The sequence below is a fragment of the Actinomadura sp. 9N215 genome (genome assembly GCF_044326345.1).
In the GTDB taxonomy this organism is placed as follows: domain Bacteria; phylum Actinomycetota; class Actinomycetes; order Streptosporangiales; family Streptosporangiaceae; genus Spirillospora.
This window is the reverse complement of record NZ_JBIRBA010000004.1, coordinates 212562-238810: the sequence shown is the minus strand read 5'-3', so window position 1 is coordinate 238810 and position 26249 is coordinate 212562. Positions and strand designations below refer to the sequence as shown.

Sequence of the window (26249 nt, the reverse complement as noted above, 5' to 3'; positions counted from 1 at the left end):
ACGCCCGCGATACACCCCGTCGATCTAGTGGAACCCGTTCGGGGACGGCGCCTGCGGCTGGTGGGGGAGCCGGATCGTGACGAGGAGGCCCCCAGAGAGGCGGGGCGCGAGATCGAGGGTTCCGCCGTGCGCCCGGACGATGCTCTGCACGATGGCCAGCCCGAGCCCGACACCGGCGTGCTGGTCGGTGCGAATGCGTTGTGTTCCGCGCTGGAATGGCTCGGTAAGGGTCGGTACCAGTTCCTCAGGGACCCGATGCCCGGTGTTCTCGACCTGCAGCACGCTCGCGTCGTGCAGCGCCCTGGTGTGGACCGTCACGGAGCCGCCGGCGGGAAGGTTGTGCACGATCGCGTTCTGGACGAGGTTGGTCACCATCCGCAGCAGGAGCGCCTCGGAGCCGACGGTCTGCGCCCTCTCGCCGGTGACCTCCACCGTGATCTGACGGTGCTCGGCGAAGGGGAGCAGCGTCTCGGCGGCCTCCTCGGCGATGAGGGACAGGTCGACCGGCTCGCGGGTGAAGCTCTGCCGGTCGGCGCGGCTGAGCAGCAGGAGGGCCTCGGTGAGGTCGATCGCCCGCGTGTTGACGGTGTGCAGGCGGTCGAGGACCTCGCCCTGGTCCCGCGCCGGGTCGTTGCGGGCGACGTCCAGCAGCGTCCGCGAGATCGCCAGCGGGGTGCGCAGCTCGTGGGAGGCGTTGGCGGCGAACCGCTGCTGTTCGGCGACGTGGGATTCGAGCTGTTCGAGCATGATGTCGAACGCGTCGGCGAGTTCGCGGAACTCGTCGTTGGAGCCGCCCAGGCGGATCCGGTGGGACAGCGACCCGTTGGCGGCGAGCCGCGCCGCGTCCGCGATCCGGGTGAGCGGCGCGAGCATCCGGCCGGCGAGGATCCACCCACCCAGGAGCCCGAACACCAGGAGGAAGCCCAGCGCCTGGAGCGCGCGGGGGACGAAGGCGCGCTGGAGGTCGGAGCGGTTGGGGATGAACGGCGGCGAAGGCTCCCCGCCGCGCGGGCCGCGCCACGGGCCGACGTCGATCGTGCCGTCGGGTACGTAGCGCAGCAGGAACACCCACACCACGGCCAGCAGGAGCGTGCCGGCGACCAGGAGGAACGCGGCGTAGCTGAGGGTGAGCTTCATCCGGGCGCTGAGCCCCGGCTGTCTATTCATGAGTGTCACCCGGGCGGACGGGGTCGTCATCGGGCTCGTCTCCGGGGTCGATGCGGTAGCCGACGCCGGGCACGGTGGCGATGAGCCACGGCTCGCCGAGCCGTTTGCGCAGGGCGGAGACGGTGATGCGGACGGCGTTGGTGAAGGGGTCGGCGTTGGCGTCCCAAGCCCGCTCCAGCAGCTCCTCGGCGCTGACGACGCCGCCCTGGGCGGCGACGAGGACCTCGAGCACCGCGAACTGCTTGCGGGTGAGCGCGACGTAGCGACCGTCGCGGAAGACCTCCCGCCGGAAGGGGTCGAGCCGCAGGCCCGCGATCTCGCTGACCGGGGGCCTGGCGTGCGCGCGCCGCCGGTCCAGCGCCCGCAGCCGCAGGACGAGCTCCCGGAGCTCGAACGGCTTGGTGAGGTAGTCGTCGGCGCCGAGCCCGAACCCCGAGGCCTTGTCGTCGATCCGGTCGGCCGCGGTGAGCATGAGGATCGGGATCCCGCTGCCGGAGGCGACGATCCGCTGCGCGACCTCGTCGCCGGACGGGCCCGGGATGTCACGGTCCAGGACCGCCAGGTCGTAGGAGTTGACGCTGAGCATCTCCAGGGCGGCGTCGCCGTCGCCGGCGATGTCCGCGGCGATGGCCTCCAGCCGCAGACCGTCCCGGACGGCTTCGGCCAGGTAGGGCTCGTCCTCCACGATCAGCACGCGCATACACGCAGGGTATGCAAGACGACCTATCGTCGGCATATGCGAAGCGGACGCCCCCGCCGCGGCGGCCATGATCTCCACCGCCGTTCGCGTCCACGCGGCCTTCCCGGGTCGGCGGGATCATGGCCTCAGACGCTCAGCTCCTCGGGCCGGTGGGTCCGGGGGACCGTGGCGGCGTCGACCAGGCGTGCGACCAACTGTTCGTAGGTCAGTCCGGCGGCGGCGAACATTCTGGGCACCTGGGAGTGGGCCGTCATTCCCGGCATGGTGTTGATCTCGTTGAGGACGGGTCCGTGCTCGGTGAGGAAGAAGTCGACGCGGGCGACCCCGGCGCAGCCGAGCGCGTCGAACATCCGCAGCGCCGCCCCGGTCAGGGCCGCCAGGTCCGCGCCGCCGAGGTCGGCGGGCACGCTGAACCGGGCCGAACCGTCGTACTTCGACCGGGTGTCGAACAGGCCGTCGGCGTGGATCTCCAGCGGCGGCGCCGCCCATCGGCGTCCGCCGGCCTCACGCAGCACGCCCACGTCGATCTCCCGGCCCTCGACGACGTCCTCGACCAGGATCCGGTCGTCGAACCGCGCCGCGTCGCGCAGGGCGTCGCGTAGCCCGGACGCGTCGCGGGCCAGGGCGACCCCGTAACTCGACCCGGCCGAGACCGGCTTCACCACCGCGGGCGCCTCGAACTCGACGCCGTCGACGTCCGCCGCCGCGACCAGCCGTCCGGGAGCGGTGCGGATCCCGACGGCCTGCGCCACGAGCTTGGTCGCCCACTTGTCCATGCCGAGCGCCCCGGAGCGCAGCCCCGAGCCGACCATCGGCGTGTCCGCCAGGGCGCACAACGCCGCGAGCGTCCCGTCCTCGCCGGACGGGCCGTGCACCGCGGGGAAGACGGCGTCGGCGCCCTCGATGACGCCCAGCGCCGCAGCCAGGGACCCGATCGCCCGCGACCCGAGCGCGTCGGCTCCGCGCCGCCACGTCCCGTCGCGCCCGATGGTCAGCTCCTCGACGTCGAATCCGCCGGAACGCAGCGCCCCCGCGACCGCAGCGGCCGTGCTCAGGGACACGTCATGCTCGGCGTTGGCCCCGCCCCCGATCACCACGACCCGCCGCATCACACCCTGCTCTCTTTCACGCTTTGCTCCCCTTCGCACGCTGCTCCCGTTCATGCGCTGCTCCCCTTCATGCGGCGGTCGTCTCACACTCGGCTCCTTTCAAGCGCTGGTCCTTTTCGCGCGCTGCTCTTCTCAAGCGGTGTTCCTTTCAGCGCATTTCCTTCAGGCGGTCGTCCTTTTCACGCGCGGTCCGATGCCGGTGACGATGGTGTGCGGAATGGTCCCGGCCCAGCGGGCCCAGTCCTGGACGGACGGCGTCGCGCCCCCGTCCGGGCCGAAGACGGTCGCCGTCGTGCCGGCGGGGAAGGACGCGGCGCCGGTGTCGATCACGATCTGGTCCATCGAGACGCGTCCCACGACCGGGAAACGGCGCCCGCGGATCTCAACGCCCGCCTGGGACGAGCACTCCCGCGGGATCCCGTCGGCGTACCCGACGGGCAGGACGCTCAGATGGGTCGCGCGATCGGTGACGTACGCGCCGGAGTAGCCGACCGGCGTCCCGGCCGCGGCCGCCGTCGTATGCACGATCGTCGCGGTCAGACGGGACGCGCCGCGCATTTCCACGGTCTCCGAGGGGTCGATGCCAACCAGTCCGGCGCCGACCCGGACCATGTCGAAATGCGTCGCCGGGTCGGTCAGCGTCCCCGACGTGGCCGCGAGATGCGCCGGCGGCGTCCCGAGCCCCGCCGCCCGGACGGCCCGCCGCGCCTCGCGCATACCGGCGACCGCCGCCGCGTTCGCCGCGGGGTCGGCCCGATCGGCCAGCGCGAGATGCCCCATGACGCCCCCGACGCTGACCCTCCCGATCTGCTGACCGCGCTGAGCGAGACCGATGAGCTCGTCCCACTGCCCGCGGGGGCAGCCGCCCCGCGACATCCCGGTGTCCATGTGCAGATGGACCCGCACCGTCGAGGGGGCTCGCGCGACGAGCGCGTCGAGTTCGTCCACCGACCCGACCGCCACGTCGACGCCTGCGGCCACCGCCGCCTCGGCGTCGATCCCGTAAGGGTGCAGCCAGGTGAGGATCGGCACCGCCAGCCCCGCGGCGCGCAACGCGCAGGCCTCCGCGACGCTCGTCGTCCCGAGCCACCCGGCGCCGGCGGCGACGGCGGCCCTGGCGACCGTGACGGCGCCGTGACCGTAGCCGTCGGCCTTGACCACCGCCATGATCGTGCTCGCGGTCCGCGCGCGGACCCTGGCCACGTTCGCGGTCACCGCCACCGGCAGCGTCTGCAGGGTCGGCGGCCGCACGGCGCCCGACCGCCGCTCAAGCGCGACCGGGACCCGGCTCACGGCCGCGACCTCGGGTCCTCGGCCGGATCCGCGAACATCGGCGGGCGGCCGTCGCCGGCGGCACCGGGGCGCAGCCCGTAATGCCAGGAGTCATCGCCGTAGGTCCGGCACAGTCCGTACACGGCGCCGTGCTCAGGCGGCCAGGCCGCGGCGTCCGGATGCGGCAGCCGGACCGGTTCGACCGTGCGGTACTCGAAGTGCCACCACTCGTTGTCGTAGACGCGGTAGAGCCCGTACCGTCCGCCGTGCCGTTCGAGCCACCGCGCGCCCTCGGTCGGCCGGACGTCGAGCGCGAGCCCCCGCACGTGGCTGGACTCCTGCGGCGGCAGCACCCGGCGCCGCGCCGCGGACACCGAACCGGTGCGCCGCACCTCCGCGGCGAAGATCCGGTGCTGCTCGGCCGGGTCGCGGTATCCCGAGGTGAGGCCGATCAGCTGCCCGTCGCGCCAGAACGCCTCGGCCCGCGCGTGCGTGAACGCCGCCAGCGCCTCCGGCGCCAGCCCGCGCAGGTCCTCGGCGGGGAAGCGCAGCCCGAGCGCCCACTGGCAGGCCAGGAAGCGGGCCCGGCCCGGTGCGCGGCAGCACGCGACCGGCACCAGCAACACCGCGACGAGCCGGGTGACGGCCGCCAGGACGCGCACTTTGATCGCCATGGATGGATCCGCCATGACTACCGCGCGAGGGTCGGGCCGTGATCAGGGCCCCGGTCGGCGAGAGCGGGGCGTGATGCGCTGTGTTCCATGCCTTCACTGAAGGCGGAGGGCCGTTGCGACGGCGTATGCGGTTTTCGATACGCCCGCAATACACCGCAGCCACCACCTCTAACCCTCCGGGTAGAGGAGGAACAGCGTGCAGCCCGCCGTCGTCCGCGGGACGTGCGAGGTACCTGGGTGCGCGCGGATACCTGGGAACAGCTCGCGGATGGGGGCGTCCTGGACGGCGGACCACACGTGGTCTGGCGTGTTCTGCTCTGCTCTCATGAGGCCAGCCTGGCCGACCGGGCACCGCCTCGCCGAGTGTCATGAATGACATCGGGAGGTACTTTCCGGCCATGCCCCGGGGTCGTGGACGGCGCCGGAGCGAAACCATGCCGACCGTTTCCGGCCATTCGCGGATGCGCGTACCGCCCGCCCGTCGTCCTGCGCGGCGCACGGAACGCCTGTTGGAACGATGCTTTGTCAAAGAGTCGACACTGCCGCTCGATAATCGATGATCAAGCCGGCCGAGACGCCTCTCGCCTGTCAGTTCAAGTGAATCGAAATGTTGAAAACACTTGATTGACACTACTTAACCATTGAGGTTACCATTCGTCCAGATCTTAAGCATGTAGCCATTTGACGATCCGTTCAATCCATACCTACAGCGGAAAATCTAGTTTCGAGCAGGGGAATCGCATGCGTAAAGGGATCGCAATTTCTGCCGCCGCCGCGCTCGCCATGACCGCGGTGTCCGTCGCCCCCGCCGCCGCGTCCGAGCAATTGCTCGAACACGGCCCCAAGGGGGTCACCATCGACATCGCGACCGTCAACGGCACCGGATGCCCGCCCGGCACCGCCGCGATCGCCCTGTCGGACGACAACGACGCCTTCACGGTCACGTACAGCAAGTACGTCGCCCAGACGGGCGGCTCGTCCGCGCCCACCGACGACCGCAAGAACTGCCAGATCAACCTCAGAGTGCACGTCCCCCAGGGCTTCACCTACGCCGTCTCGTCGACGGACTACCGCGGCTACGCCTCATTGCAGAAGGGCGCGAGCGCCACCCAGCTCGCCGGCTACTACTTCCAGGGCGATCCGAACACCAGGGAGTTCTCGCATTCCCTGGCGGGCCCCTTCGAGGACAACTGGCAGAACACCGACCGCGTCGACGTGTCCCAGCTCGTGTGGTCACCCTGCGGTGAGCAGCGGAACTTCAACATCAACACGGAAGTACGAGCCGACCAGGGGACGTCGGACGCGTCGCAGGTCAGCTACATCGGCATGGACTCCGCCGACGGCAGCATCGAGACGACCTACCACTACTCCTGGAAGCAGTGCCCGTAATCGGAACACGCACCCGAGCGGCGCTCAACGGGTGCGGACGTCGATCACGAAGCGGCAGGCGCGGGCCTGCCGCTTTGATCATCGTCGGCCTGTCCGGGCAGCTCGGCTGACCGGTGGCCTGGAACCCGCGCACGGCCGTTGGACGTCGGGGTCCGCGCTGCTCATGGAACGCAGGGCAGGGCCGGGCCGGGCGGTGAGCCCGGCCCGCAGGTCGGGGCGGGCTCACCGTGGCGGTCGTCCGGTGGGAGTCAGCTCGGGTCGAGTGCGATGGCGACGTCGGTGATGGCGAGAGGGAATCTGCCCACCGGGGTGGCCGCGCCGGTGAGCGGATCGGCGGTGTAGAAGGTGGCGCCGCCGCCGGCCGGGACGAAGGTCCCGAAGGCCGAGTTCGAGATCGTCTTGCCCTTGCTGAGGTCGCTGTAGATGTCGAGGCCGGCGTTGGGCCCCGCGTTCACGCCAAGGGAGCCGGTCGCGACCAGGGTGCCGTTGTTGGGCGGGGACTGGATGACGACCTGGTCGGTGTCGGTGCCGACGTCGAACAACGTGGTCGCGGTGTCGGGGTTGAGGTCGTTGTTGGTGTAGGCGGCGGCAGTGACGTTCGTGGCGGACAGGGGGCTGTCAATGGCCGTGGTGTTGGTGTTGAGGTCGTGCCGGAGGTTCTGGCCGGTGTCGCTGATCAGGCGCAGCCGGTCGGCCGCCGGATTGAAGTCGACCCCGAAATAGGTGCCCTTCAGTGCCACGGTGAGCTGGGAGACCTTCGTGAGGGTGCATTCGGATCCCGCGTCGAGCGACACCGTGTAGATGCCGCCGTAGTTGCCGACGGCGTACAACTTGCCGTCCTGCACCCGGAAGTCGATCCCGATCAGCGAGGTGTCGGTGACCAGGCCCACCGGGTTTCTCACCCAGTCGAGCACCTGCGGGTTGTCGGTCTTGAACCCGGCCATCAGCGTGCCGTCGCTGGAGATCCCGTAGGCGTTCAGCTTGACGGTATCGGCTGAGCCGTTGCCCGGAACCACGGCGACCAACGCCGCCGCGGTGGCCAGAGCGGTCATTCCCCACTTGATTCGTGCCTTCATCGACCCTCTCCTTTCACAAGCCATGCCGGACGATCCGGTGGCTTCGCCAGAAAACGCCATGGGTGATCGAGGCCATGTGCGGTTTTATGCAGGCGAAATTGGCCGGGCGATTCTTCGTGCCGGCCTCGAGAGAAAAGCGCGACTGTCGGGGGAGCGGTGCGGAAGGCGGCTTTTCGTCCTCCGCACGCTCATCGTGCACCAGGTGCGGGGACGGGTCATCGCCGACGGCTGTCCGCAGACGGTCATTCCAGGGTGACCTGCGGGTTTCGCCGAACGTCCGCACCAGGACATCGCCTGGCCCTGCCGATGCGGGGAGATGGCCTTTAATACGCGTGCCCGGCCAGCGGATGGCGGCTGCTGGCCGGGCATGAGTTTCGTGCGGCGACGCCTGGACTTATGCGTCGTCTGCCTAAGGACTTTATGCGTCCTGCTTGAACTGGATGATCTGGAGGTAGTTGCCGTCCGGGTCTGCGAACGTCCCGAAGCGGCCGGCGGGGCGGTCCGCGACGGGAACGACCCAGTCCACGCCGGCCGCCCGCAGCTGCGCCTCGACGGCGTCGAAGTCGTCGACGTGGAAGTTGAGGATCATCCGGCCCGGCTCGTTGTTCTTCACGTCGACGTCGTCGCGCTGGTCGATGACCAGGAGGAGGCCGCCGAGATCGATCGGCCCTTCGCCTTCGTGTCCCGGCGCGAGCGCCTTGCGGTACCAGTCGCGCAGTTCCGCGGGCCGGGTGGTGCCAAGAAGGATGCTGCCGGGTTTCGGCGTGATCATTCCAGATCTCCTCGTCGTCGATTCATGCGCGGGACTGCTCGGCCCGCTCGGCCGGCCGTGGTGAAATTCCGACCCTGAGCCGCTTGCATCATGCAAGTCACCGTAACCTAGACGCTTTCATGAAGCAAGTACCCCCGGTAGACTCGAGTGCATGCTGGGGAAGACCTACGACTCACAGGTGTGCTCGATCGCCCGCGCACTGGAGGTGGTCGGCGAACGCTGGAGCCTGCTGATCGTTCGCGACGCCCTGTTCGGGGGCGCGACCCGCTACAGCGACTTCCAGCGCGGCCTGGGCATCGCGACCAACGTCCTCAAGGCCCGGCTCGACGGCTTCGTCGACGCCGGGATCATGCGGCGCCACAGGTATTCCGAGCAGCCCGCACTGTACGAGTACCTGCTGACCGACAAGGGGCGTGCGCTCGCGCCCGCGCTGGTGGCGCTCTCCATGTGGGGCGACCGGTGGGAGACCGACGGGGAGCCGCCGATCATCTACACCCACTCGGTGTGCGGCTCAGGAATCACCCAGCAGACGGTGTGCGCGCACTGCGGCCGCGTCGACGACCCGGCCGAGATCCAGGCCACGATCGGCCCCGGCATGCCCTCCGCCCCCGCGGCAAAGGCCGCAGGCCCGAGCTGAGCCCACGCTGGCAGGACGAGCCGACGCGCTGACGGACGCCTTTGTCCGTCGGCCGAGTCCCAATTCTTCGCCTTTGCAGAAAGGCTCGTTGAGGCTTCTGATCGTTCGCTTGGGCGGGTTGGCCGGTAATGCGTCAGCGTTCGGTCAGCCCTATGTCAAGAATGGTTGGCATATTGGGCGTCACCCATCAGATCGGAGAACGCCATGCGGCTGCCCGCTCCCCGAGGACCCGTCAGCACCGGGCTGTTCGCCTGCCTGGCCGGCGAACCCGGACCGGTGCCGTCCCAGCTCGCCGAGCTGGTCGACGCGCTCCCTGAGACCACCGCGGACGCCCGGTCCGATGAGGACGTCCAGATCAGCTTGTGGACCTGCTACGGGCTCACCTACGACGGCTTCGACGGCGTCGACGAGCGGTGGGAGTGGCAGCCGTCGCTGCTGGCCGTGCGCGGCGCGCTGGAGGACGTGTACGACCGGGACGTCCTCGCCGAGGTGCGGCCGCCCGAGGGCCTGACCCCGGAGGGGGTGCCCGCGTTCCTGATGGACGTCTGCGGCCCCGCCACCCCGGCCGGGCTGCTGAAGTTCATGCACCAGAACGCGACCATCGAGCAGTTCAAGGAAATGGTGATCCACCGGTCGATCGACGGCCTGCACGAGGCCGACGCCCACACGTGGGCCATCCCGCGGGTGAACGGCCGCGCCAAGAGCGCGCTGATCGAGATCCAGGCCGACGAGTACGGCGGCGGAATGCCGGGCCGCAGCCACGCCGACCTGTACGCGATCCTGATGTCCGAACTGGACCTCGACCCGGAGTACGGGGCGTACGTCGACCGGATCCCGGCCGTCGCGCTCAGCATCCACAACCTCAGGTCGATGTTCGGCCTGCACCGCCGCTGGCGCGGGCGGATTCTCGGCAACCTCGCGGCGACCGAGATCGGCTCGTCGTTCATCAACCGCCGCTTCAGCGAGGGCCTGGGCCGGGTCGGCGCGTCGAAGAAGGCGCGCTGGTTCTACGACGAGCACGTCCTCGCCGACGCCGTCCACGAGCAGCTGGCCGCCCACGACATGTGCGGCGCGTTCGTCGCCGACTACCCGGCCGAATGGGACCGCGTCGTCGTCGGCGCGCTGGCCACGCTCAACGTCCGGGGCCTGTTCGCCCGCACGGTCGTCGACGCGTGGGCGGCGGAGGGCACGTCGCTGCACGAGCTCGCCGCGGTCTGAGAGAGAGCAGGAGCAGATCATGTCGGACGAGCAGCCACCGGTCGAGATCACCGTCTACGAGAACGGACCGGCCGTCGTGCGGGGCGCCTACAGGCTCCAGGACAAAGACCGCGAGGAGATCGACCCCGGACGGGAGACCATCGCGCTCTGCCGGTGCGGCCTGTCCGCCCTCAAGCCGTTCTGCGACGGCAACCACGCGCTGCGCGGCGCCGCCCGCAGCGCCACCTGAGCCGTTCCCGCGCTCGACACCCGGACGCTCAGAGCGTGTGGGTGCGGGCGACCAGCGTCTTACCGGAATCGATGGCCGACCAGGTCAGGTCGGCCGGGAGCGCGGTGCCGAGCGCGGCGGCCGGAACGGTGCCGGTCTCCGCCGTCAGCCGCATGCGGACGGGCCCGGGGCCCTTGATCCGCAGCGCCAGATCGACCCGCTCGCCGGGCCCGGCGAACTCGACGCCCCATTTCCAGGCGCCGTCCGCGAACGGCCGGTTCCTTCCGCCGTGCACCGCGGCGCCGTCGACGCGGGCCGCCTCGACGGTCTGCCGCCGCACGTCGAGGTAGACGCCGAGGACCGACGCCTTCCCGGGCCCGATGGTCACCCGGACCCGGAACTCCCGGACGCCCGGCGCCACGTCCTTCACCGTCGCCTTGGAAACGGCCGGTGCGGGCACCGGCGCGATCGGTGCGGGCCCTGTGCGGTATCCGCCGGGCGCGAGCAGAGCGGGGAAATCGTCCTCAAGATTGGTGGAGCGGCCGGGCGTACGACGGTCCACCCACGCGGGGCCGGACGATTCGCTCGCCCACCGGGCCGTCCCTCGATCGGCGTCCACGAGGTAGGCGAGGGAGACGTGCGCCGGGTGCCGCGCGTCGGCCGTGTCACGGACGGCTCCCGCGCCGAGGACGAGCACCCCCGCGACCGCGCAGACCGCGACGGCGACCCGAGGACGGGGCAGCCGGGCGACCAGCGGAGCACCGGCGAGCCCGCTGAGCGTCAGCAGGACGAGCGGCGCCATCCCCAGCGGCAGCCCCAGGACCGGGAACAGCAGCACGGCGAACGGGACCACCAGGACGATCGTCGTGGCCGCGAAGAGCGCCCCGGCCGCCATCCGCCATCCCCGGACGGCGAACGGGAGGAACGCGACCGTCCCCGCGAGGGCCGGCAGCGTGAACAGGTAGTGCGCGCCGGGCACGACCAGCGCGGTCAGCACGGACAGGAGGCAGAGCCAGCCGGTCACCGTCGCGATGAGCTCCGGGGTGCGGAGCCTTCGGCGGGCCTTGAAGATCCACGCCAGCGCGGGCGCCGCAGCGAGGAGCGCCAGCCCGGCCGCGAGGGGCCCGGCCCGGTAGGGCTCGCCGGTCGGCAGCGTCCCGTAGCCGGGACGCGCCATGGCCAGCACCGTCCAGCCCGCCCAGCCGACGACGGCCGAGGCGAGGAGCGGGAGCGGCAGGGACGCCGCGCCGATCGCGACCTCCCGCGGCCGGATTCTCTCCCGCCGCCGCGACCACCACAGGGCGGCGGCGAAGGCCGCGATCCCGGCGAGCGCCAGCGGGAGCGCCAGCCAACCGGGATAGACCACGAGCTGTCCGAACACGGTGAAGAACACCGCGTCCGGCCCCCGGGCGGCGCCGAGGTCGGAGCGGGCGAGCTCCCGGGTCGCCGCCAGCACGACGGTCCCCATGTCCTGGAGGCTGTCCTGGCTGAAGTTCCGGATGCTGTCCTCGGCGGTGTGGTAGCGGGCGCCTCCGCCGACGATCGCGAAGTTCATCCCGGTGAAGCCGGCGTCGCGGAACTCGGTGAAATCGGTGTCGTTGGGCAGGCGCCGATACACCTCGTCCGCGACCGACGTGGTGAACGGCGGCGCGTGGCGTAGCGACGAAACCAGCCGCCGCCCGCCGGGGCCGGTCTCGAACATGAGCACCGGGCCGCTCGTCCCGCGGGCCTCCAGGTTGAGCACCACCGACCGGTCCGGGGACGGCGCCTGCCCGCCGTGCAGGTACGCGTGGGCGCCGAGCAGCCCCCGCTCCTCGCCGTCGGTGAAGAGCAGCACGACGTCGTTGCGTGGGCGCGGCCCGGCCGTCAGGACGCGCGCGATCTCCAGCAGCGCGGACACGCCGATCCCGTCGTCGGACGCCCCCGGGGACTTCGGCGCCGAGTCGTAGTGGGCCACCAGGATCACCGTCCCGGTGCTCCGCCGTCCGGGCACGGTGGCGTGGACGTTCTCGACCTTCCCGGCGAGATGGTCCCGGCGGGACGCCCCGGCCGCGGTGCCGGCCGACTGCACGCGGGGCGCGAGCCCGAGCCCGCGCAGCCGCTCGACGATGTGCGCCCGCACCGCGCGGGCGGCGTCGGACCCGGTCGGATGGGGCCGCGCCGCGATCGCCCGGACGTCGGCGCGCGCACGCCCGGCGGAGAACTCGGCGGCGGGCGCGCCGGCCGGGGACGGGTCCCGCGGCTCCAGGGGCCGGAGGGCCAGGAGGCCGAGCACCACGACCGCCAGGACGAGGGCGGCAAGGATCAATCGGTCGGCGCGCACGCGCATCCGGCGATCGCCTCCATTTCGGTCCTGGCGGAAATGTGCGGGGCACGCCGATCATTTCGCCGCCGGATCCCCGATCTCAGTCGGGACTTCCCCCTACTTGCGGCGCGTCAGAGGGGTGGCAACGCTCGACGGAAGGAGAAGGCCGGGACCGCACAGTGAAGGCCGGGACCGCACAGTGACGGAGGCAACACCGCGTGAACGATCGTGTCGACGGCCCGAGCGACGTGAACGACGAGCTGCTCCAGGCCTATGAGTCGCTGTCGGCGGACGAGCGTGATCTGCTGATGACGGAGCTCGCCCGGCGGCGGCACGCCGAGCCGGAGATACCCCAGGTCGACCGGGGCCAGGGGCCGCCGCCCGCCTCCTCAGCCCAGGAGCGCGTGTGGTTCCTCGACCAGCTCGACCCGGGGTCGGTGGCGTACCTGATGCCGGGCAGCGTACGGCTCCGTGGCCGCCTGGACGTCGACGCGCTCACACGCGGCCTCACCGAGATCGTCCGGCGGCACGAGATGCTGCGCACGACGTTCACCGCCGTCGACGGGCGCCCACGCCAGGTCGTGGCGGCCCCGGCCCCGGCGCCGGTGCCGCTCCCCGTCACCGACCTGCGGGGCCTCCCCGCCGCCGACCGGGAGGCCGCGGTGCGCACCCGGCAGCGGGAGGAGGCCGGCACGCCCTTCGACATCGGCGCCGAGCCCGGACTGCGCGCGCGCCTGCTGGTGACCGGCGACGAGGAGCACGTCCTGCTGGTCACGATGCATCACATCGCGTCCGACGGCTGGTCGCTTGGCGTCTTCCTGCGCGAGCTCGCGGCCCTGTACGAGGCGTACGTCGCGGGGGCGGCGTCACCGCTGGCCGACCTCCCGATCCAGTACGCGGACTTCGCCGCGTGGCAGCTCGGCCGGGTCGAGGACGTCCTGGACGCGCACCTGGAGTACTGGCGGCGTTACCTGGCCCACGCACCCGTGCTGGAGCTGCCCGCCGACCGGCCGCGACCGGCGGTGGCCACGTCCGCCGGAGCGGCGGTGCGGTGGCGGCTGGAACCCGCGGTCATGAAGCGGGTGGACACGCTGGCGGGCTCCGTCCGCGCCACCCCGTTCATGGTGCTGCAGGCCGCGTTCGCGGTCCTGCTCTGGCGGTGGAGCGGCCAGGAGGACCTGGTGATCGGCTACCCGATCGCCGGACGCCCCCACCCGGACCTCGAAGGGCTGATCGGCTTCTTCGCCAACACGCTCCCGCTCCGGGCCGACCTCGGCGACCGGCCCGCCTTCACCGAACTGCTCGGACGGGTCCGCGACGACTGCGCCGACGCCTACGAGCACCAAGAGGTGCCGTTCGACCAGATCGTCCGGGAGCTGCACCCCGACCGGTCCGCCGGGCAGGTGCCGCTGATCCAGGTCATGCTCGCCCTGCGCGACGTGCCGATGCCGGAGTTCCGGCTGTCCGGCCTGACGCTGGAGCCCCTCGCGCCGCCCTCCCTGTCCGCCAAGTTCGACCTGTACCTCGACCTTGTCCCGGACGGAGCGGGCGGCCTCGACGTGGGCGCGGAATACCGCACCGGCCTGTTCGACGCAGAGACCGTCGAGCGCATGATGCGCTGCTTCCGCGTGCTGCTCGACGGGCTGCTCGACGACCCCGGAGCCCCCGTGTCGGCGGCGCCCATGCTGGACCGCGCCGAGGCCGGCCGGATCGTCGCGGAGCTGGCGGGCGAGGACGCGCCCGTCCACGGCACGCTGCACGGCCTCTTCGAGGAACGGGCCGACGCCGACCCGCACGCGGTCGCCGTCCTCGCCGGAGACGCGCGGCTCACCTACCGGGAGCTGGAGCGGCGCGCCAACCGGCTCGCGGCGTACCTGCGGGACCGCGGCGTCGGCCCGGAGGACGTCGTCGGGGTGTGCCTGCCCCGGTCGGCGGAAATGGTCGTGGCGCTGCTGGGGATACTCAAGGCGGGCGCGGCCTACGTACCGCTCGACCCGCTCTACCCGCGCCGCCGGGTCTCCTTCATGCTCTCCGACGCGCGGGCACGGCTGGTGCTCACGGTCGACTCGGTGGCCGCGTCGGGCCTGTTCGACGCCGACGCCGACGACGCACACCCCGCGGCCGCCGCGCCGGGTCTGCTGCTCCTGGACGGCGAGGCCGGCGCGATCGCGGCCGCCCCGTCCGGCCGTCCGTCCGACCGCCCGGCCCCGGCCGCCACCGAACGCAGCCTGGCGTACCTGATCTACACGTCCGGGTCGACCGGCACGCCCAAGGGCGTGATGAACGTGCACGGCGGGATCGCCGGGAGCATGCGCGGCATGAACGGCCTGTACGACCTGACGCCGGACGACCGCATGCTCGCAATCTCGTCGCTCAGCTTCGACATGTCGGTGTACGAGATCTTCGGGACGCTGGCCGCCGGCGCGACCGTCGTCGTGCCGTCCGACATCGAGATCACCGACCCGGTCCAGCTCCTCGCCCTCCTCCGCCGCCAGGGCGTGACGACCTGGAGCTCGGCGCCGGCGCTGCTCGACATGCTGGTCAACCACGCTCACGACCACGACGGCATGCCCGGCGTGCGGCTGCGCGCCGTCGCCCTCAGCGGCGACCGGATGCCGCCGACCCTGCCGGTGCGGCTGCACGCGCTCGTCCCCGGCGTCCGGCTGTTCAACACGGCCGGCGCGACCGAGGCCTCGTACATGTCGACGGCGCACCTCGTGCGCGACACGGGCGAGCCGCGCCCGGTCATGAACTGGGGCCGGCCGCTTCCCGGCCACCGCGTCTACGTCCTGGACCAGCGACTGAGGCCGACTCCGGTCGGGGTGCCCGGCGAGCTGTACCTCGGCGGCGCCGGGCCCGGCCGCGGCTACTGGCGGCGGCCCGGCCCGACCGCCTGCCGGTTCGTGGCCGACCCGTACGCGAGCGGGCCTCCCGGCCGGATGTACGCCACCGGCGACAGCGCCCGGTTCCTGCCCGACGGGAGCCTGGAGTTCCTCGGCCGGCTCGACCACCAGCTGAAGATCCGCGGGTTCCGGATCGAGGCCGGCGAGGTGGAGGCCGCCGTCGCCGCGCACCCGGCCGTGGTGGAGCCCGTCGTCACCACGTACGAGCAGCCCGGAGCGGACCGGGTGCTCGTCGCCTACCTGACGACGCGGGACGACGGCGACCCGCCGCCCAGCGCCGCTGAGCTGCGCCGCTTCCTGGAGGAGCGGCTGCCCAGGCACATGGTCCCCGCGAAGGTCGTGTTCCTCGACGAGTTGCCGCGGCTGCCGAACGGCAAGCTGAACCGGGCCGCGCTGCCCGACCCCTTCGCGTCGTCGCCGTCGCTCGACACCCCCTACGCGCCGCCGGACGGCCCGCTGGAGCGAGTGCTGGCGGACCTCCTGTCGGGCGTCCTGGAGGTCGAGAAGGTCGGCGCGCTGGACGACTTCTTCGATCTGGGCGGGCACTCGCTGCTGGCGACCCAGGCCGTGTCCCGCATCAGGGAGCTGTTCCGGGTCGGCCTGACGATCCCGGTGTTCCTCGGCGCCGGACGGGTGCGCGAGCTGGCGCAGGAGCTCCGCGATCTCGGGATGCGGGGCGGCGTGGACGTGGACGCCGTCGCGGAGTTCGTGCTGCAGGTCGCCGACTGAACGACCCCCTCCCGACGGTCCTCCCGGACTTCTCAGCGGACCGGGACGCAGGCTCAGCGGACCGGGACCTCGCGGCCGTCCCTGTACAGGCGGACGGCGCCGGACGGGCAGGCCCGGGCCACGTCGCGCGCCCGGTCCTCGGGCAGGGCGCCGGCCGCGCCGGGGATCGGCTCGGCCAGCGTGTCGGCGTCGAACCTGAACGCGCCGGGTTCGTCCAGCACGCACCGGCCCGAGCTCATGCACACGTCCTTGTCGATGTCGATCGCGATGTCGAGCGGCTCTTCCATCCGATGCTCCAGCGGTGGGGACGGCGGCATTGCGGACATCGCGGAAAGTACTCCGCGGGCGCCTCGGCGGCACGTCGGGAATTGACCCGACGTGCCGCCCATCAGGCCGCGGCCGAAGATTGAGCGGAAGCCGGCGCCCTTTGCCGCCGCACCATGACGAGACCAGGGGTTTCTCACTATGGCGTCCATCCGCTCGTGCCGCCGACCCGGCGAGAGGCGTCGGGCATCGTGAGCCGTACGGCCATGTCCGCCGACCGGGTCAGGCTTCTCGCCCGGCTGCTGGACGAGAAGGGGATCGCGCCGGCCACGTCGTCGATCTCCCGGCGCGCGGCCGGCCGCGAGGACGTTCCGCTCTCGTTCGCGCAGCAGCGCATCTGGTTCTTCCACCAGCTGCAGCCCACCTCCACGCTGTACAACATCGCGGGGACGGCGCGGCTGCGCGGTCGCCTCGACGTGGACGTGCTCCGGCGGTGCCTCGCCGAGGTCGTCCGCCGCCACGAGATCCTGCGCACGACGTACCGGCTCGCCGACGGCCACCCGGTGCAGGTCGTCGGTGCGGCGCCCGCCGCCCTGGACCTGCCGGTGGCGGACCTGACCGGACTTGCCGCCGCCGAGCGCGGCGCGGCCGAGCGCGCCTGGCGGCAACGTCTCGCCGACCGGCCGTTCGACCTGGCGAAGGAGATACCGCTGCGGGCCGCGCTGCTGCGGACCGCGCCGGACGAGCACCGCTTCCTGCTCGTCCAGGACCACATCGCCACCGACGGGTGGTCGCTGGGCGTGCTGCTGCGCGAGCTCGCCGCGCTCTACCCGGCCTTCCGCGACGGGCGGCCCTCACCGCTGCCGGAGCCGCCGGTGCAGTACGCCGACTTCACGCTCTGGCAGCGGGAGTGGCTCGCCGGCGACGTGGAGCGCGACCAGCTCGACTACTGGCGCGAGCGGCTGGCGGGCGCGACCCTCCTGGAGCTGCCCACCGGACGGCCGCGGGCCGCGCGGACGGGCTGGGACGGCGGACGGGTCCCGTTCGGCCTCCCGCCCGACCTGGTCAGGCGCCTGTCGGCGCTGGGCAACTCGGAGCGCGCCACGCTCTACATGGTCCTGCTGGCGGCGTCCGCGGTGGTCTTCTCCCGGTGGAGCGGGCAGGACGACGTGGTGATCGGGTCGCCGATCGCCAACCGCAACCAGCTCGACGTCGAGGACCTCATCGGGTGCTTCGTCAACACCCTGCCGCTGCGGCTCGACACCTCCGCCGACCCCACGTTCCGCTCCCTCCTCCGCCAGGCGCGCGAGGTGTGCCTGGGCGCCTACTCCCACCAGGACGCGCAGTTCGAGCGGATCGTCGAGGCCGTCAACCCCCAGCGCGGCGCGGGCGGGCAGACGCCTCTCGTCCGCCACATGCTCGGCCTGCACAACGCGCCCCGGCCGGTGCTCGACCTGCCGGACCTCGACATCGACTTCGACGACGTCAGTACCGGCAAGGCGCGGTTCGAGCTGGAGCTGGAACTGGAGCTGACTCCCGAGGGCGGCATCGGCGGCCGCGTCTGGTTCGCGACGGACCTGTTCGACGAGGCCACGGTCGAGCGGCTGCTGGGCTGCCTGCGCACGGTCCTCGCCGCCGCGGCGGACGACCCGGGCCTGCCCGTCGAGCGGATGCCGATGCTGCCCGAGGGGGAGCGGGTCCGCCTGATCGAGAGGTTCAGCGGCGCCGCCGAAGCCGCCGCCGAAGCCGCCGCCGACGCCGCCGCCGGTGCCGCGCCCGCCGGCCCCGTGGGCGAGCTGGCCGGGCGGTGGACGGCGGCCGCGCCGGAGGCGGTGGCCGTCACCGACGCGCGGCGCGACTGGACGTACGGCGAACTGGCCGCCGAGGCCGCCGATGCGGCGCGGCGGCTCCGCACGCCGGGCGCACTGCCGGACCGGACGGCATCGGCGCCGGACGACGGCCGGTCCGTCGCCGCCGCGCTGGCCGCCCTCGAAGCCGGCCCGGCCGCACCGGCCGCGCACCTCCTCGCCTTCGCGGACTGGGCGCGCGACGCGCTAGGCCTGCGTCCGGGCGAGGCCGTCCTCCGCCTCGGACCGCCGCCCACCCCGGAGACGCCGGTCGAGGCGGTGGCGCCGCTACTGCTCGGCGGGCGCGTCGTGCTGCCGGACAGCGGCCGCGCGGCCGAGGCCCTGGCGGCCGAGCGGCCCGCCGTCCTCATCTGCTCCCCGTCGCAGCTGGCCGCGCTGCTGGCGAGCGACCCGGCCGGCGTCCGGGCGCCCCGGCACGTCCTGCTCGGCGGCGAGCCGCCGTGGCCGGAGCTGCTCGCCGAGTGCCGGCGCGTCCTGTCCGGCGCCACCGTGTGGAGCCTGTACCGCTGTGGCGGGCTCCCGGTGATGGCCGGCCGCCTGGAGCCGGGCGGCCCCGGAACGCGCCTTGTCGGCCGGCCCATCGCCGGTGCCGTCCTGTACGTTCTCGACCGGCACGCCGGGCTCGCGCCGATCGGGGTGACCGGCGACCTGTACTGCGGCGGGACGGTCGCGGGCTCCGTCCCGGACCCGCACCGTCCGGGCGGCACCCTCGTCCGCACGGGCGAGCGCGCCCGGTGGCTCGCCGACGGGGAACTGGAGATCATCGGCCCGGCCGGCGGCGCGGCGCGGGCGGCCGACGTGCGGGACGCGCTGCTGGCCCTCCCCATGGTCGAGCGCGCCGAGGTCGCCGGTCCGGCCGCCTACCTCTCGCTGCGCCGCGACGAGACGTCCCGCGGCGACCCGCGGGCGGCGTTCGAGGAGCGCTACGCGGGCCGGAGCGTCGAGGACGACCCCGCGCTCAACCCCACGGGCTGGACCAGCCCCTCGACCGGCGCGCGGCTGACCGCCGAGGAGCTGCGCGAATGGTCCGACGCCACGGCACGGCGGGTCCTGGACCTCGGGCCGCGCCGGGTCCTGGAGGTCGGCTGCCGGAACGGGGCCCTGCTGCTCCGGCTGGCGCCGCAGTGCGAGGGCTACTGCGCGACCGACCTGTCGGCCCGCGCCCTGAACCACATCCGCGAGAGCAAGGACTGGGTCGCCGGACGGGACGACGCCGTCCGGCTCCTGCGCCGGGCGCCCGACGACTTCGCGGGCCTGGAGCCGGAGAGCTTCGACCTGGTGCTGGTCAACTCGCTCGCGCAGTACGCCCCCGGCCCCGGCTACCTCGAACGGATGATCACCGGGGCGGCCGCCGTCGTGCGTCGCGGCGGGACCGTCCTCGTCGCCGACGTGCGGAGCCTGCCGCTGCTTCCCGCGCTGCACGCCGGTGCGGTGTGCCGCGCCGAGCCCGGCATGCCCGCCGCGGAGCTGCGCCGTACCGTGGCCGATCGGATCGACCAGGAAGAGGAGCTGTTGGTCGACCCGGCCTGGTTCACGGGCGTGGCCGGGCGGCTGCCGGGCATCGCGGCCGTCACCGTGCTCGCCCGGACCGGTAGCCGGGAGGGCGAGCTGGCCGGGTACCGCTACGACGTCCTCCTGCGCGTCGGGCGGCGCGACGACGCCGAGCCCGTCCGCTGGCTGGAGCCGCCGGACGCCGGATCCGCAGCGGACCTCCTCGACCGCGAGACGGCGGACCAGGTCGGCGTCCGCGCGGTGGCGGACGGCGACGTCCGCGTCGCGGCCCGCGCCGCCGAGCTGATGTCCGGCGGCGGGGCCGGGGACGCCGGCGAGCTGTGGGCCGAGGCGGCCGCCGAGGTCGCCCCGGCCCTCACCCTGGCCGCCCTGCGCGACGCCGCCGGGCGCGCCGGGTACCGCACGGTGCTGCCGGGCCCCTCGTCCACGGGGGTCCCCGGGCTGCTCGACGTGGTGCTGCGCCGCCCGTCCGCCCGTGGCGCGCCGCCGCCCACGCCGCCTTCTCCACCCGGGCCGCTGGGCTACGCCAACGATCCCGGGCACCCGGCCCGCGCCCGCGTCGCCGTGCCACTCCTCCAGGGGCAGCTGCGGGAGCGGCTGCCCGAGCACGCCCTCCCGGACGAGCTGGTCGTGCTCCGCGCGTGGCCGATCGGGCCGGGCGGCGTGGTCGACCGCGAGGCGCTGCCCGCGCCGCGCTCCGCGCCCGAGGCGGCCGCCCCCGGCCGCCGCCCGCCCGAGACCGAGACCGAGAAGGCGGTCGCCGGGATCTGGGCGGACGTGCTGGGCATCGACCGGATCGGAGCCGACGACGACTTCTTCGCGCTCGGCGGCCACTCGCTCATGGCCGCCGAGCTCGTCGAGCGGATTCGCGTCGAGTTTGGCCTCGACCTGCCGCTGGGCCGGCTGTTCGACGGGCCGACCGTGGCGGCGGTGGCGGAGTACGTAACCAGCGCCCCGATCGAGGCCGCGCCGGCGCCCGCGATCCGCCGCGCCGACCGCCGCCGCCGTGCGTCCGGCCCCACCGGACGGGGCTGAGGTGCCCGGCCCGCCGGAGCGGCCGCCCGGCCACCGACCCGGAGTCCGCCGGACGGCCGACTCCCAGAACCGATTGGGAACCCAGACATGAGGATGCCTCAGCCGGTGCCGCCCGACGAGGTCGACCTGGACGCGGTCGACCTCACGGACCCACGCCTGTACAGCGAGGGCGACGCGCACTCCGTGTGGCGCGCCCTGCGGCGGCGCGACCCGGTGCGCTGGCATCCGGTGGGCGACAGCCTCGGCTTCTGGTCCGTCAGCCGGTACGCGGAGGCCGACCGCGTGCTCCGCGACCACGCGTACTTCACCTCGCAGCGCGGCACCCTGCTCAACCTGCTCGGCAAGGACGATCCCGCGGGCGGCCGCCAGATGGCCGCGACGGACCCGCCACGGCACACCAGGATGCGGGAACCCGTGCAGCGGGCGCTGTCCGTCAAGTCGGTGTCCCGGCACGAGGAGCGCGTCCGGGCCGAGGTGCGGCGGCTGCTCGCACCGGCCGCCACCGGCGAGCCGTACGACTTCGGCGCGGCGATGATGGCGCTGCCGATGGCGGTGACCGGCACCCTCATGGGGCTGCCCCAGGAGGACTGGCCGCACCTCGTACGGCTGACGACCATGTCGATCGCCCCGGACGACCCGGAGTACGCGCTCGACGCAGGACCGGAGGCCACGCTGGGGGTCGCGCACCGCGAGCTGTTCGCCTACTTCCAGGACATCGTGACGCGGCGCCGCGAGGCCCCGGGGGACGACCTCATCAGCATGCTGCTCTCGATGGACGTCGGCGGGCGCGCGCTCGGCCCCGGCGAGATCCTCTCCAACTGCTACAGCCTGCTGCTGGGCGCCAACGTGACCACGCCGTGCGTGCCGACCGCGGCGGTGCTCGAACTGGCCGGCACGCCCCGGCTCGCCGACTGGGCGGACCATCCCGAGCTCGTCATGAGCGGCGTCGAGGAGGCGCTGCGCTGGGCGTCGCCGGCGGTGCACTTCATGCGCCACGCCATCCGGGACGTCGAGCTCGCCGGCAGCAGGATCCGGTCCGGGGACGCCGTCGTGGTCTGGCTGGCGTCGGCGAACCGCGACGAGGACGCGTTTCCGGACCCGTACGCCTTCGACGTCCGGCGTCGTCCCAACCGGCACATCGCGTTCGGCTCCGGCGCGCACTACTGCGTCGGCCACAGCGTCGCCCGCCTCAGCCTGCGTTTCCTCTTCGAGGAGCTGCTCGGGAACTTCCGCGACGTCACCCTCGCCGCCGAGCCCGAGCATCTGTGCTCCAACTTCGTCGCCGGGATCAAGCACATGACCATCACGGCGCGGCCGAAGCGTGGCGCGGCGTCCACGCTCGCGGCGCCGGGCCGCTGAGCTCGCCGAGCTCGCGGATATTCGCGGATATTCGAGGAAAGGAGGCGTTTCCATGCCGGATCCCCGGTCGAGCCGCTGGTTCCTGCGCCCGCCGGCGCCGGACCCCGCCGCGCGCCTGTTCTGCCTGCCCTACTCCGGCTGCGGCGCGAGCATGTACCGGAACTGGCCGGCGGTGGTGGGCGACGTGGAGGTCTGCCCGATCCAGCTTCCCGGGAGGGAGAACCGGCTCCGGGAGGAGGCCCCGGACACCTACGAGGAGCTGGCGGCGGACATGGTCGAGGCGCTGCTCCCGTATCTCGACCGGCCGTTCGCGTTCTTCGGCCACTGCGCCTCGGCGCTGTCCGGGTACGCGGCGGCCGTGCGGCTCGCCGTCCGCTCCTACCCGGTGCCCGCGCGCCTCTTCGTCTCGTCGCAGGTGGCGCCGCACCAGGGCCCGCACGGCAGGTTCCTGGAGATGACCGGCGACGAGTTGCGCAAGGAGGTCCACGAGCTGATCGTGCGGGCCGGCGGCAGGCCGCTGCCCACCCTGGTCGACCTGAGCCTGGAGGTGCTGCGCTCGGACGTCGAGATGAACAGGCGCTACCGTCCGGAGGCTCCGGTACGGCTGCCGTGCCCGATCACCGCGATCGGCTGGCGGCAGGACGCCGAGGTGGACCCCGGGCTGATGTCCGGGTGGGCCGAGTGCGGGGAGACGGAGTTCCGATCGCTGGACGGCGAGCACTACCGGTTCATGGAGGCCCCGGCCGAGCTGATGAGCCTGTTCCCGCTCGATCTGGGGCGTCCCGCGTGGTTCTGAGCCCGGAGCCCGGGCCCCTCGTCGTGCCCGGCCGGTTCAACGGCCCGCCCGCCGGGGCGAACGGCGGGTACGCGTGCGGCCTCCTGGCCGGCGCGGCGGCCGGTCACCTCGACGGGCCGCCGCAGGTGGCGCTCCACCTGCCCGTGCCGCTCGACACTCCGCTGGAGTACGAGAAGGCGGGCCGCCGGGGCCACGCCTACGCGCGCGGCGACCTCGTCGCCACCGTGTCGACGGCGAGGCGCGCCGTGCCGCCCGTCGAGCCGGTCCCGGCCGAGGCCGCGGCGACCGCCCACGAGGGGTTCGCCGGCCGCTCCGGACATCCGTTCCCGACCTGCTTCGTCTGCGGGACCGACCGGCCCGGCGACGGTCTCGGGCTGACACCCGGGCCGGCGGGACCTCCCGGCACGGTCGCCTGCGTGTGGACGCCGAGCGCGGCGCTCGCGGCGCCCGGCGGCCGGGTGCCCGCCGAGATCGTCTGGGGCGCCCTGGACTGCCCGGGCGGCTGGACCGGCGACCTCGTGGCCGAGCCCCGCGTCCTGGCCTCGATGTCCGCACGGATCGAGGCGCTGCCGCGCGCGGGGCGACGTCACGTGATCGTCGGACGGCGCGTCGGCGTCGCCGGGCGGACCGCCACCACGGCGACCGCACTGTACGACGCCGAGGGCGTCCTCCTGGCCGGCGCGCTCGCCAACTGGGTCACCGTGGCCGGCTGACAAGGTCACCGGCCGCCTCGCCGCCGGACGGATTCGTCCATTTGTTTCGCAACATAAAATTCGCTGGCCGATGCGCGTGTGGGGAATATCCCCGACTGGTCACCTTCGGTCTTGCCGGTGCATTCTTGGTCATTGTTCGAATGACTTCCCCGGCGAGGCACGCCGACATCCGTGCGCGGAGGTGAACCGGTGACCACCCTGCTGGAGGAGTTCGCCAGGACCGGCGTCGCGCGGCTCTGGGCGGAGGACGCGGACCTGGCGGAGCTGCTGGCCGCCGAGTACCGCCGCCAGCGCGACGAGCTGTGCCTGGTGGCCTCGTCGAGCGTGGCGCACCCGTCGGTGCTCGCGGCGCAGGCCACCGTCGCCGACAACCTCACCACCGAGGGTTATCCGGGCCGCCGCTACCACGGCGGCTGCGCGTACGCCGACGAGATCGAGCGGCTGGCCGTACTGCGCTGCCGCGCGCTGTTCGGCGCCCGCTACGCCAACGTGCAGCCGTACTCCGGCAGCATGGCCAACAACGTGGTGCTGTTCAGCCTGCTCGCGCCGGGCGACACCGTGCTCAGCCTCGACCTGGCCGCGGGAGGCCACCTGTCCCATGGGGCCAGGGCGGCGGCGTCCGGCAAGTTCTTCCGGGTCGTGCCGTACGGTGTCGGGCCGGACGGGCACATCGACTACGCCTCGGTGCGCGCGCTGGCCGAACGGGAGCGGCCGCGGATCGTGATCGCGGGCGCGAGCTCGTACCCGAGGACGATCGACTTCGACCGCTTCCGGGAGATCGCCGACGCCGTGGACGCCCTGCTGCTGGCCGACATCTCCCACATCTCCGGACTGGTCGCCACCGGGCTCCACCCGAGCCCGATCGACGCGGCGCACGTCACGACGACCTCGACGTACAAGCAGCTCGGCGGCCCGCGCGGCGGATTGATCCTCTCCGGCCGCGACCACGAGCGCCCGGTCGGCCACCGCGGTACGCCGCTGGGCGCCGCGATCGACCACGCGGTGTTCCCGTTCTTCCAGGGCACGCCGAGCATCGGCTCGATCGCCGCCAAGGCCCGGGCGCTGGCCCTGGCCGCGGAGCCCGAGTTCGCCCGGTGGACGCGGCGCGTGGCCGCGACGGCGCAGGAGCTCGCCCGCGGGCTGGCCGAGCGCGGCCTGACTCTCGTGACCGGAGGCACCGACAACCACATCGTCCTGGTCGACCTCACCGCCACCGGGGTCACCGGGGCGGCGGCGCAGACCGCGCTGGAGCGGTGCGGCATCGTGGTCAACAAGAACATGATCCCGGGCGACCGCCGCCCGCCCCTCCTGAGCAGCGGCCTGCGCCTCGGCACCAACGTGACGGCGCTGCGGGGGATCGCGGGACCGGACGTCGCCGAGTGCGCGGACCTCGTCGCCGACGTCGTCACCGCTCTCTCGGCGGGCGGCGGCGGCACGCTCGCCCCGGACGTGCGGGCGACCGTCGCCCAGCGGGTCGCGACCCTGACCAAGCGTTTCCCGATCCCGTACTACCCGGCGTAAGCGCAGGAACAGGCACGCCGCCGACACCCGACCCGCCCACTGGGCCGGACTCGCCCACTGGGCCGGGCAGGCCGTTCCTCACGTGCCGGTGACGCCGTCGGCCATCTCTCTGAGCAGGTCGATGTGGCCGTTGTGCCGCGCGGTCTCCTCGATCAGATGGAGCAGGATCCACCGCAACGTCACGTACTCGCCCGTCCGGAGCGGCGACGCGGCCCGAGCGTCGAGATCATGGGAGGCGGCCAGCTCCCGGTAGCGGGCGCAACCGGACTCGTAGTCGGCGAGCAACCGGCGGATCGGCGTCCCCGTGGCGATGCGCATCTCCCGGTCGGGATCGTCCTCGGTCCACGGCCCGCGGTCCTCGCGGCCGAGGAAGACCACCTCGAACCACCAGTACTCTACCCACCGCAGGTGGCTGACGAGCCCCGAGATCGTCGTCAGCGGTGAGCCGGGCAGCGGCGCGCGGCGGGCGTCGTCCTCGACGATGCCGGCGCATTTCGCGTGCACCGTGGCGCGCGCGTAGTCCAGCAGTGTCGTCAGAACCGTTCGCTCGTCCCAAGCGGACGGGATGTCCGTACGGGGGGTGAGCGTCACTCCGTCGCGGCCGCGTCCATGGCGCGGATCAGGCTCTTGGGGCGCATGTCCGTCCAGTTCCGTTCGACGTACTCCAGGCAGGACGCGCGATCGGCCTCGCCGTGCACGGCCGTCCAGCCCGCGGGCGTCTCGATGAAGGCGGGCCAGAGCGAATGCTGGCCCTCGTCGTTCACCAGCACGAAGAACCGGCCGTCGGGGTCGTCGAAGGGGTTCGTCATCGAGGATGCCTCCAGCGCGAGGGTCCGGCACCGATCCGGGTCACCTCACAGGCTCGCAGAAGAATCGTCCGCGTACAGGTCAGGAAAGCTCCCGACAGCGTTCCGGAAACACGTACCAGAGCACTGATCGACCATTCGACGATCACATTTGGAAGGCGTGTGAATTCCCCTGATCGCCGTGGCCCCGGTCAGGGGTAACCCTGACTGACCCGC

Annotated in this window: 22 protein-coding genes; 10 read left to right on the top strand and 12 right to left on the bottom strand. The window is 73.0% G+C overall.

Annotated elements, in window-relative coordinates; genetic code table 11:
* Positions 1-24: 24 nt before the first annotated feature.
* The 6 genes from ACH34T_RS09285 to ACH34T_RS09260 form a co-directional block, all read right to left on the bottom strand.
* Complete coding sequence (locus tag ACH34T_RS09285; RefSeq protein WP_395991587.1) at positions 25-1167, bottom strand: sensor histidine kinase; 1143 nt, start codon at positions 1165-1167, stop codon at positions 25-27.
* The gene (locus ACH34T_RS09280; protein WP_395991586.1) at positions 1160-1867 is read right to left on the bottom strand and encodes a response regulator transcription factor; all 708 of its coding nucleotides are present in this window, start codon (positions 1865-1867) and stop codon (positions 1160-1162) included. Before ACH34T_RS09280 ends, ACH34T_RS09285 begins: the two co-directional genes overlap by 8 nt.
* Before the next feature lie 125 nt (positions 1868-1992).
* Positions 1993-2976: a D-alanine--D-alanine ligase gene (locus ACH34T_RS09275; RefSeq protein ID WP_395991585.1), complete on the bottom strand. Its 984-nt coding sequence runs from the start codon at positions 2974-2976 to the stop codon at positions 1993-1995.
* Between the two features lie 162 nt (positions 2977-3138).
* Positions 3139-4269, bottom strand: a complete 1131-nt coding sequence (gene alr / locus ACH34T_RS09270) for an alanine racemase (protein ID WP_395991584.1) — start codon at positions 4267-4269, stop codon at positions 3139-3141.
* Positions 4266-4922, bottom strand: a complete 657-nt coding sequence (locus ACH34T_RS09265; protein WP_395991583.1) for a M15 family metallopeptidase — start codon at positions 4920-4922, stop codon at positions 4266-4268. Before ACH34T_RS09265 ends, alr begins: the two co-directional genes overlap by 4 nt.
* Positions 4923-5090: 168 nt before the next feature.
* The gene (locus ACH34T_RS09260) at positions 5091-5249 is read right to left on the bottom strand and encodes a hypothetical protein (protein ID WP_395991582.1); all 159 of its coding nucleotides are present in this window, start codon (positions 5247-5249) and stop codon (positions 5091-5093) included.
* 414 nt (positions 5250-5663) lie between these two features.
* Here ACH34T_RS09260 and ACH34T_RS09255 point away from each other — a divergent pair, with 414 nt between their 5' ends.
* Positions 5664-6311 carry a DUF4360 domain-containing protein gene (locus tag ACH34T_RS09255; protein ID WP_395991581.1) on the top strand — a complete coding sequence of 216 codons (648 nt, stop codon included), beginning with the start codon at positions 5664-5666 and terminating at the stop codon, positions 6309-6311.
* Positions 6312-6559: 248 nt separating this feature from the next.
* On the opposite strand, the gene ACH34T_RS09250 is transcribed toward ACH34T_RS09255, so the two are convergent.
* Together ACH34T_RS09250 and ACH34T_RS09245 are read right to left on the bottom strand one after the other, a co-directional pair.
* On the bottom strand, positions 6560-7387 hold the full coding sequence (locus tag ACH34T_RS09250) for a DUF4394 domain-containing protein (RefSeq protein WP_395991580.1): 828 nt from the start codon (positions 7385-7387) through the stop codon (positions 6560-6562).
* A 418-nt stretch (positions 7388-7805) separates the two neighbouring features.
* Positions 7806-8159, bottom strand: a complete 354-nt coding sequence (locus ACH34T_RS09245) for a VOC family protein (RefSeq protein ID WP_395991579.1) — start codon at positions 8157-8159, stop codon at positions 7806-7808.
* Positions 8160-8310: 151 nt separating this feature from the next.
* Here ACH34T_RS09245 and ACH34T_RS09240 point away from each other — a divergent pair, with 151 nt between their 5' ends.
* From ACH34T_RS09240 to ACH34T_RS09230, 3 genes are all read left to right on the top strand, one after another.
* Positions 8311-8796 carry a winged helix-turn-helix transcriptional regulator gene (locus ACH34T_RS09240; protein ID WP_395991578.1) on the top strand — a complete coding sequence of 162 codons (486 nt, stop codon included), beginning with the start codon at positions 8311-8313 and terminating at the stop codon, positions 8794-8796.
* Between the two features lie 204 nt (positions 8797-9000).
* Entirely contained in the window at positions 9001-10014 is a 1014-nt protein-coding gene (locus ACH34T_RS09235; protein ID WP_395991577.1) for an iron-containing redox enzyme family protein, read from the top strand.
* A gap of 19 nt (positions 10015-10033) precedes the next feature.
* Positions 10034-10243, top strand: coding sequence for a CDGSH iron-sulfur domain-containing protein (locus tag ACH34T_RS09230; protein ID WP_395991576.1), 210 nt, complete (start codon positions 10034-10036; stop codon positions 10241-10243).
* A 28-nt stretch (positions 10244-10271) separates the two neighbouring features.
* Here ACH34T_RS09230 and ACH34T_RS09225 read toward each other — a convergent pair whose 3' ends face one another.
* Positions 10272-12551: a M28 family peptidase gene (locus ACH34T_RS09225; RefSeq protein WP_395991575.1), complete on the bottom strand. Its 2280-nt coding sequence runs from the start codon at positions 12549-12551 to the stop codon at positions 10272-10274.
* A 194-nt stretch (positions 12552-12745) separates the two neighbouring features.
* Here ACH34T_RS09225 and ACH34T_RS09220 point away from each other — a divergent pair, with 194 nt between their 5' ends.
* Positions 12746-16159, top strand: coding sequence for an amino acid adenylation domain-containing protein (locus ACH34T_RS09220; protein WP_395991574.1), 3414 nt, complete (start codon positions 12746-12748; stop codon positions 16157-16159).
* Between the two features lie 53 nt (positions 16160-16212).
* Here ACH34T_RS09220 and ACH34T_RS09215 read toward each other — a convergent pair whose 3' ends face one another.
* Positions 16213-16446: a ferredoxin gene (locus ACH34T_RS09215; protein WP_395991573.1), complete on the bottom strand. Its 234-nt coding sequence runs from the start codon at positions 16444-16446 to the stop codon at positions 16213-16215.
* A 228-nt stretch (positions 16447-16674) separates the two neighbouring features.
* On the opposite strand from ACH34T_RS09215, the gene ACH34T_RS09210 reads away from it, so the two are divergent.
* The 5 genes from ACH34T_RS09210 (at position 16675) to glyA (ending at position 25227) form a co-directional block, all read left to right on the top strand.
* Positions 16675-20838 (top strand): condensation domain-containing protein, encoded by a 4164-nt coding sequence (locus ACH34T_RS09210; RefSeq protein ID WP_395991572.1) that lies wholly within the window; start codon positions 16675-16677, stop codon positions 20836-20838.
* Between the two features lie 87 nt (positions 20839-20925).
* Positions 20926-22197, top strand: a complete 1272-nt coding sequence (locus ACH34T_RS09205) for a cytochrome P450 (RefSeq protein ID WP_395991571.1) — start codon at positions 20926-20928, stop codon at positions 22195-22197.
* Positions 22198-22249: 52 nt separating this feature from the next.
* On the top strand, positions 22250-22993 hold the full coding sequence (locus tag ACH34T_RS09200; protein ID WP_395991570.1) for a thioesterase II family protein: 744 nt from the start codon (positions 22250-22252) through the stop codon (positions 22991-22993).
* Positions 22984-23706, top strand: a complete 723-nt coding sequence (locus ACH34T_RS09195; protein ID WP_395991569.1) for a hypothetical protein — start codon at positions 22984-22986, stop codon at positions 23704-23706. Before ACH34T_RS09200 ends, ACH34T_RS09195 begins: the two co-directional genes overlap by 10 nt.
* A gap of 189 nt (positions 23707-23895) precedes the next feature.
* Positions 23896-25227, top strand: a complete 1332-nt coding sequence (glyA, locus tag ACH34T_RS09190) for a serine hydroxymethyltransferase (RefSeq protein WP_395991568.1) — start codon at positions 23896-23898, stop codon at positions 25225-25227.
* Positions 25228-25305: 78 nt separating this feature from the next.
* Here the strand turns inward: glyA and ACH34T_RS09185 are convergent, their stop codons facing one another.
* The gene (locus ACH34T_RS09185) at positions 25306-25818 is read right to left on the bottom strand and encodes a DinB family protein (protein WP_395991567.1); all 513 of its coding nucleotides are present in this window, start codon (positions 25816-25818) and stop codon (positions 25306-25308) included.
* On the bottom strand, positions 25815-26036 hold the full coding sequence (locus tag ACH34T_RS09180) for an MbtH family protein (protein WP_395991566.1): 222 nt from the start codon (positions 26034-26036) through the stop codon (positions 25815-25817). The genes ACH34T_RS09185 and ACH34T_RS09180 overlap by 4 nt, the downstream gene beginning before the upstream one ends.
* Positions 26037-26249: the final 213 nt, after the last annotated feature.

Bases quoted from the DNA above. Each gene is read 5' to 3' on its own strand.
- ACH34T_RS09285 (WP_395991587.1), bottom strand. From the start codon at position 1,167: ATGAATAGACAGCCGGGGCTCAGCGCCCGGATGAAGCTCACCCTCAGC.
- ACH34T_RS09280 (WP_395991586.1), bottom strand. From the start codon at position 1,867: ATGCGCGTGCTGATCGTGGAGGACGAGCCCTACCTGGCCGAAGCCGTC.
- ACH34T_RS09275 (WP_395991585.1), bottom strand. From the start codon at position 2,976: ATGCGGCGGGTCGTGGTGATCGGGGGCGGGGCCAACGCCGAGCATGAC.
- ACH34T_RS09265 (WP_395991583.1), bottom strand. From the start codon at position 4,922: ATGGCGATCAAAGTGCGCGTCCTGGCGGCCGTCACCCGGCTCGTCGCG.
- ACH34T_RS09260 (WP_395991582.1), bottom strand. From the start codon at position 5,249: ATGAGAGCAGAGCAGAACACGCCAGACCACGTGTGGTCCGCCGTCCAG.
- ACH34T_RS09255 (WP_395991581.1), top strand. From the start codon at position 5,664: ATGCGTAAAGGGATCGCAATTTCTGCCGCCGCCGCGCTCGCCATGACC.
- ACH34T_RS09250 (WP_395991580.1), bottom strand. From the start codon at position 7,387: ATGAAGGCACGAATCAAGTGGGGAATGACCGCTCTGGCCACCGCGGCG.
- ACH34T_RS09245 (WP_395991579.1), bottom strand. From the start codon at position 8,159: ATGATCACGCCGAAACCCGGCAGCATCCTTCTTGGCACCACCCGGCCC.
- ACH34T_RS09240 (WP_395991578.1), top strand. From the start codon at position 8,311: ATGCTGGGGAAGACCTACGACTCACAGGTGTGCTCGATCGCCCGCGCA.
- ACH34T_RS09235 (WP_395991577.1), top strand. From the start codon at position 9,001: ATGCGGCTGCCCGCTCCCCGAGGACCCGTCAGCACCGGGCTGTTCGCC.
- ACH34T_RS09230 (WP_395991576.1), top strand. From the start codon at position 10,034: ATGTCGGACGAGCAGCCACCGGTCGAGATCACCGTCTACGAGAACGGA.
- ACH34T_RS09225 (WP_395991575.1), bottom strand. From the start codon at position 12,551: ATGCGCGTGCGCGCCGACCGATTGATCCTTGCCGCCCTCGTCCTGGCG.
- ACH34T_RS09215 (WP_395991573.1), bottom strand. From the start codon at position 16,446: ATGGAAGAGCCGCTCGACATCGCGATCGACATCGACAAGGACGTGTGC.
- ACH34T_RS09205 (WP_395991571.1), top strand. From the start codon at position 20,926: ATGAGGATGCCTCAGCCGGTGCCGCCCGACGAGGTCGACCTGGACGCG.
- ACH34T_RS09200 (WP_395991570.1), top strand. From the start codon at position 22,250: ATGCCGGATCCCCGGTCGAGCCGCTGGTTCCTGCGCCCGCCGGCGCCG.
- ACH34T_RS09180 (WP_395991566.1), bottom strand. From the start codon at position 26,036: ATGACGAACCCCTTCGACGACCCCGACGGCCGGTTCTTCGTGCTGGTG.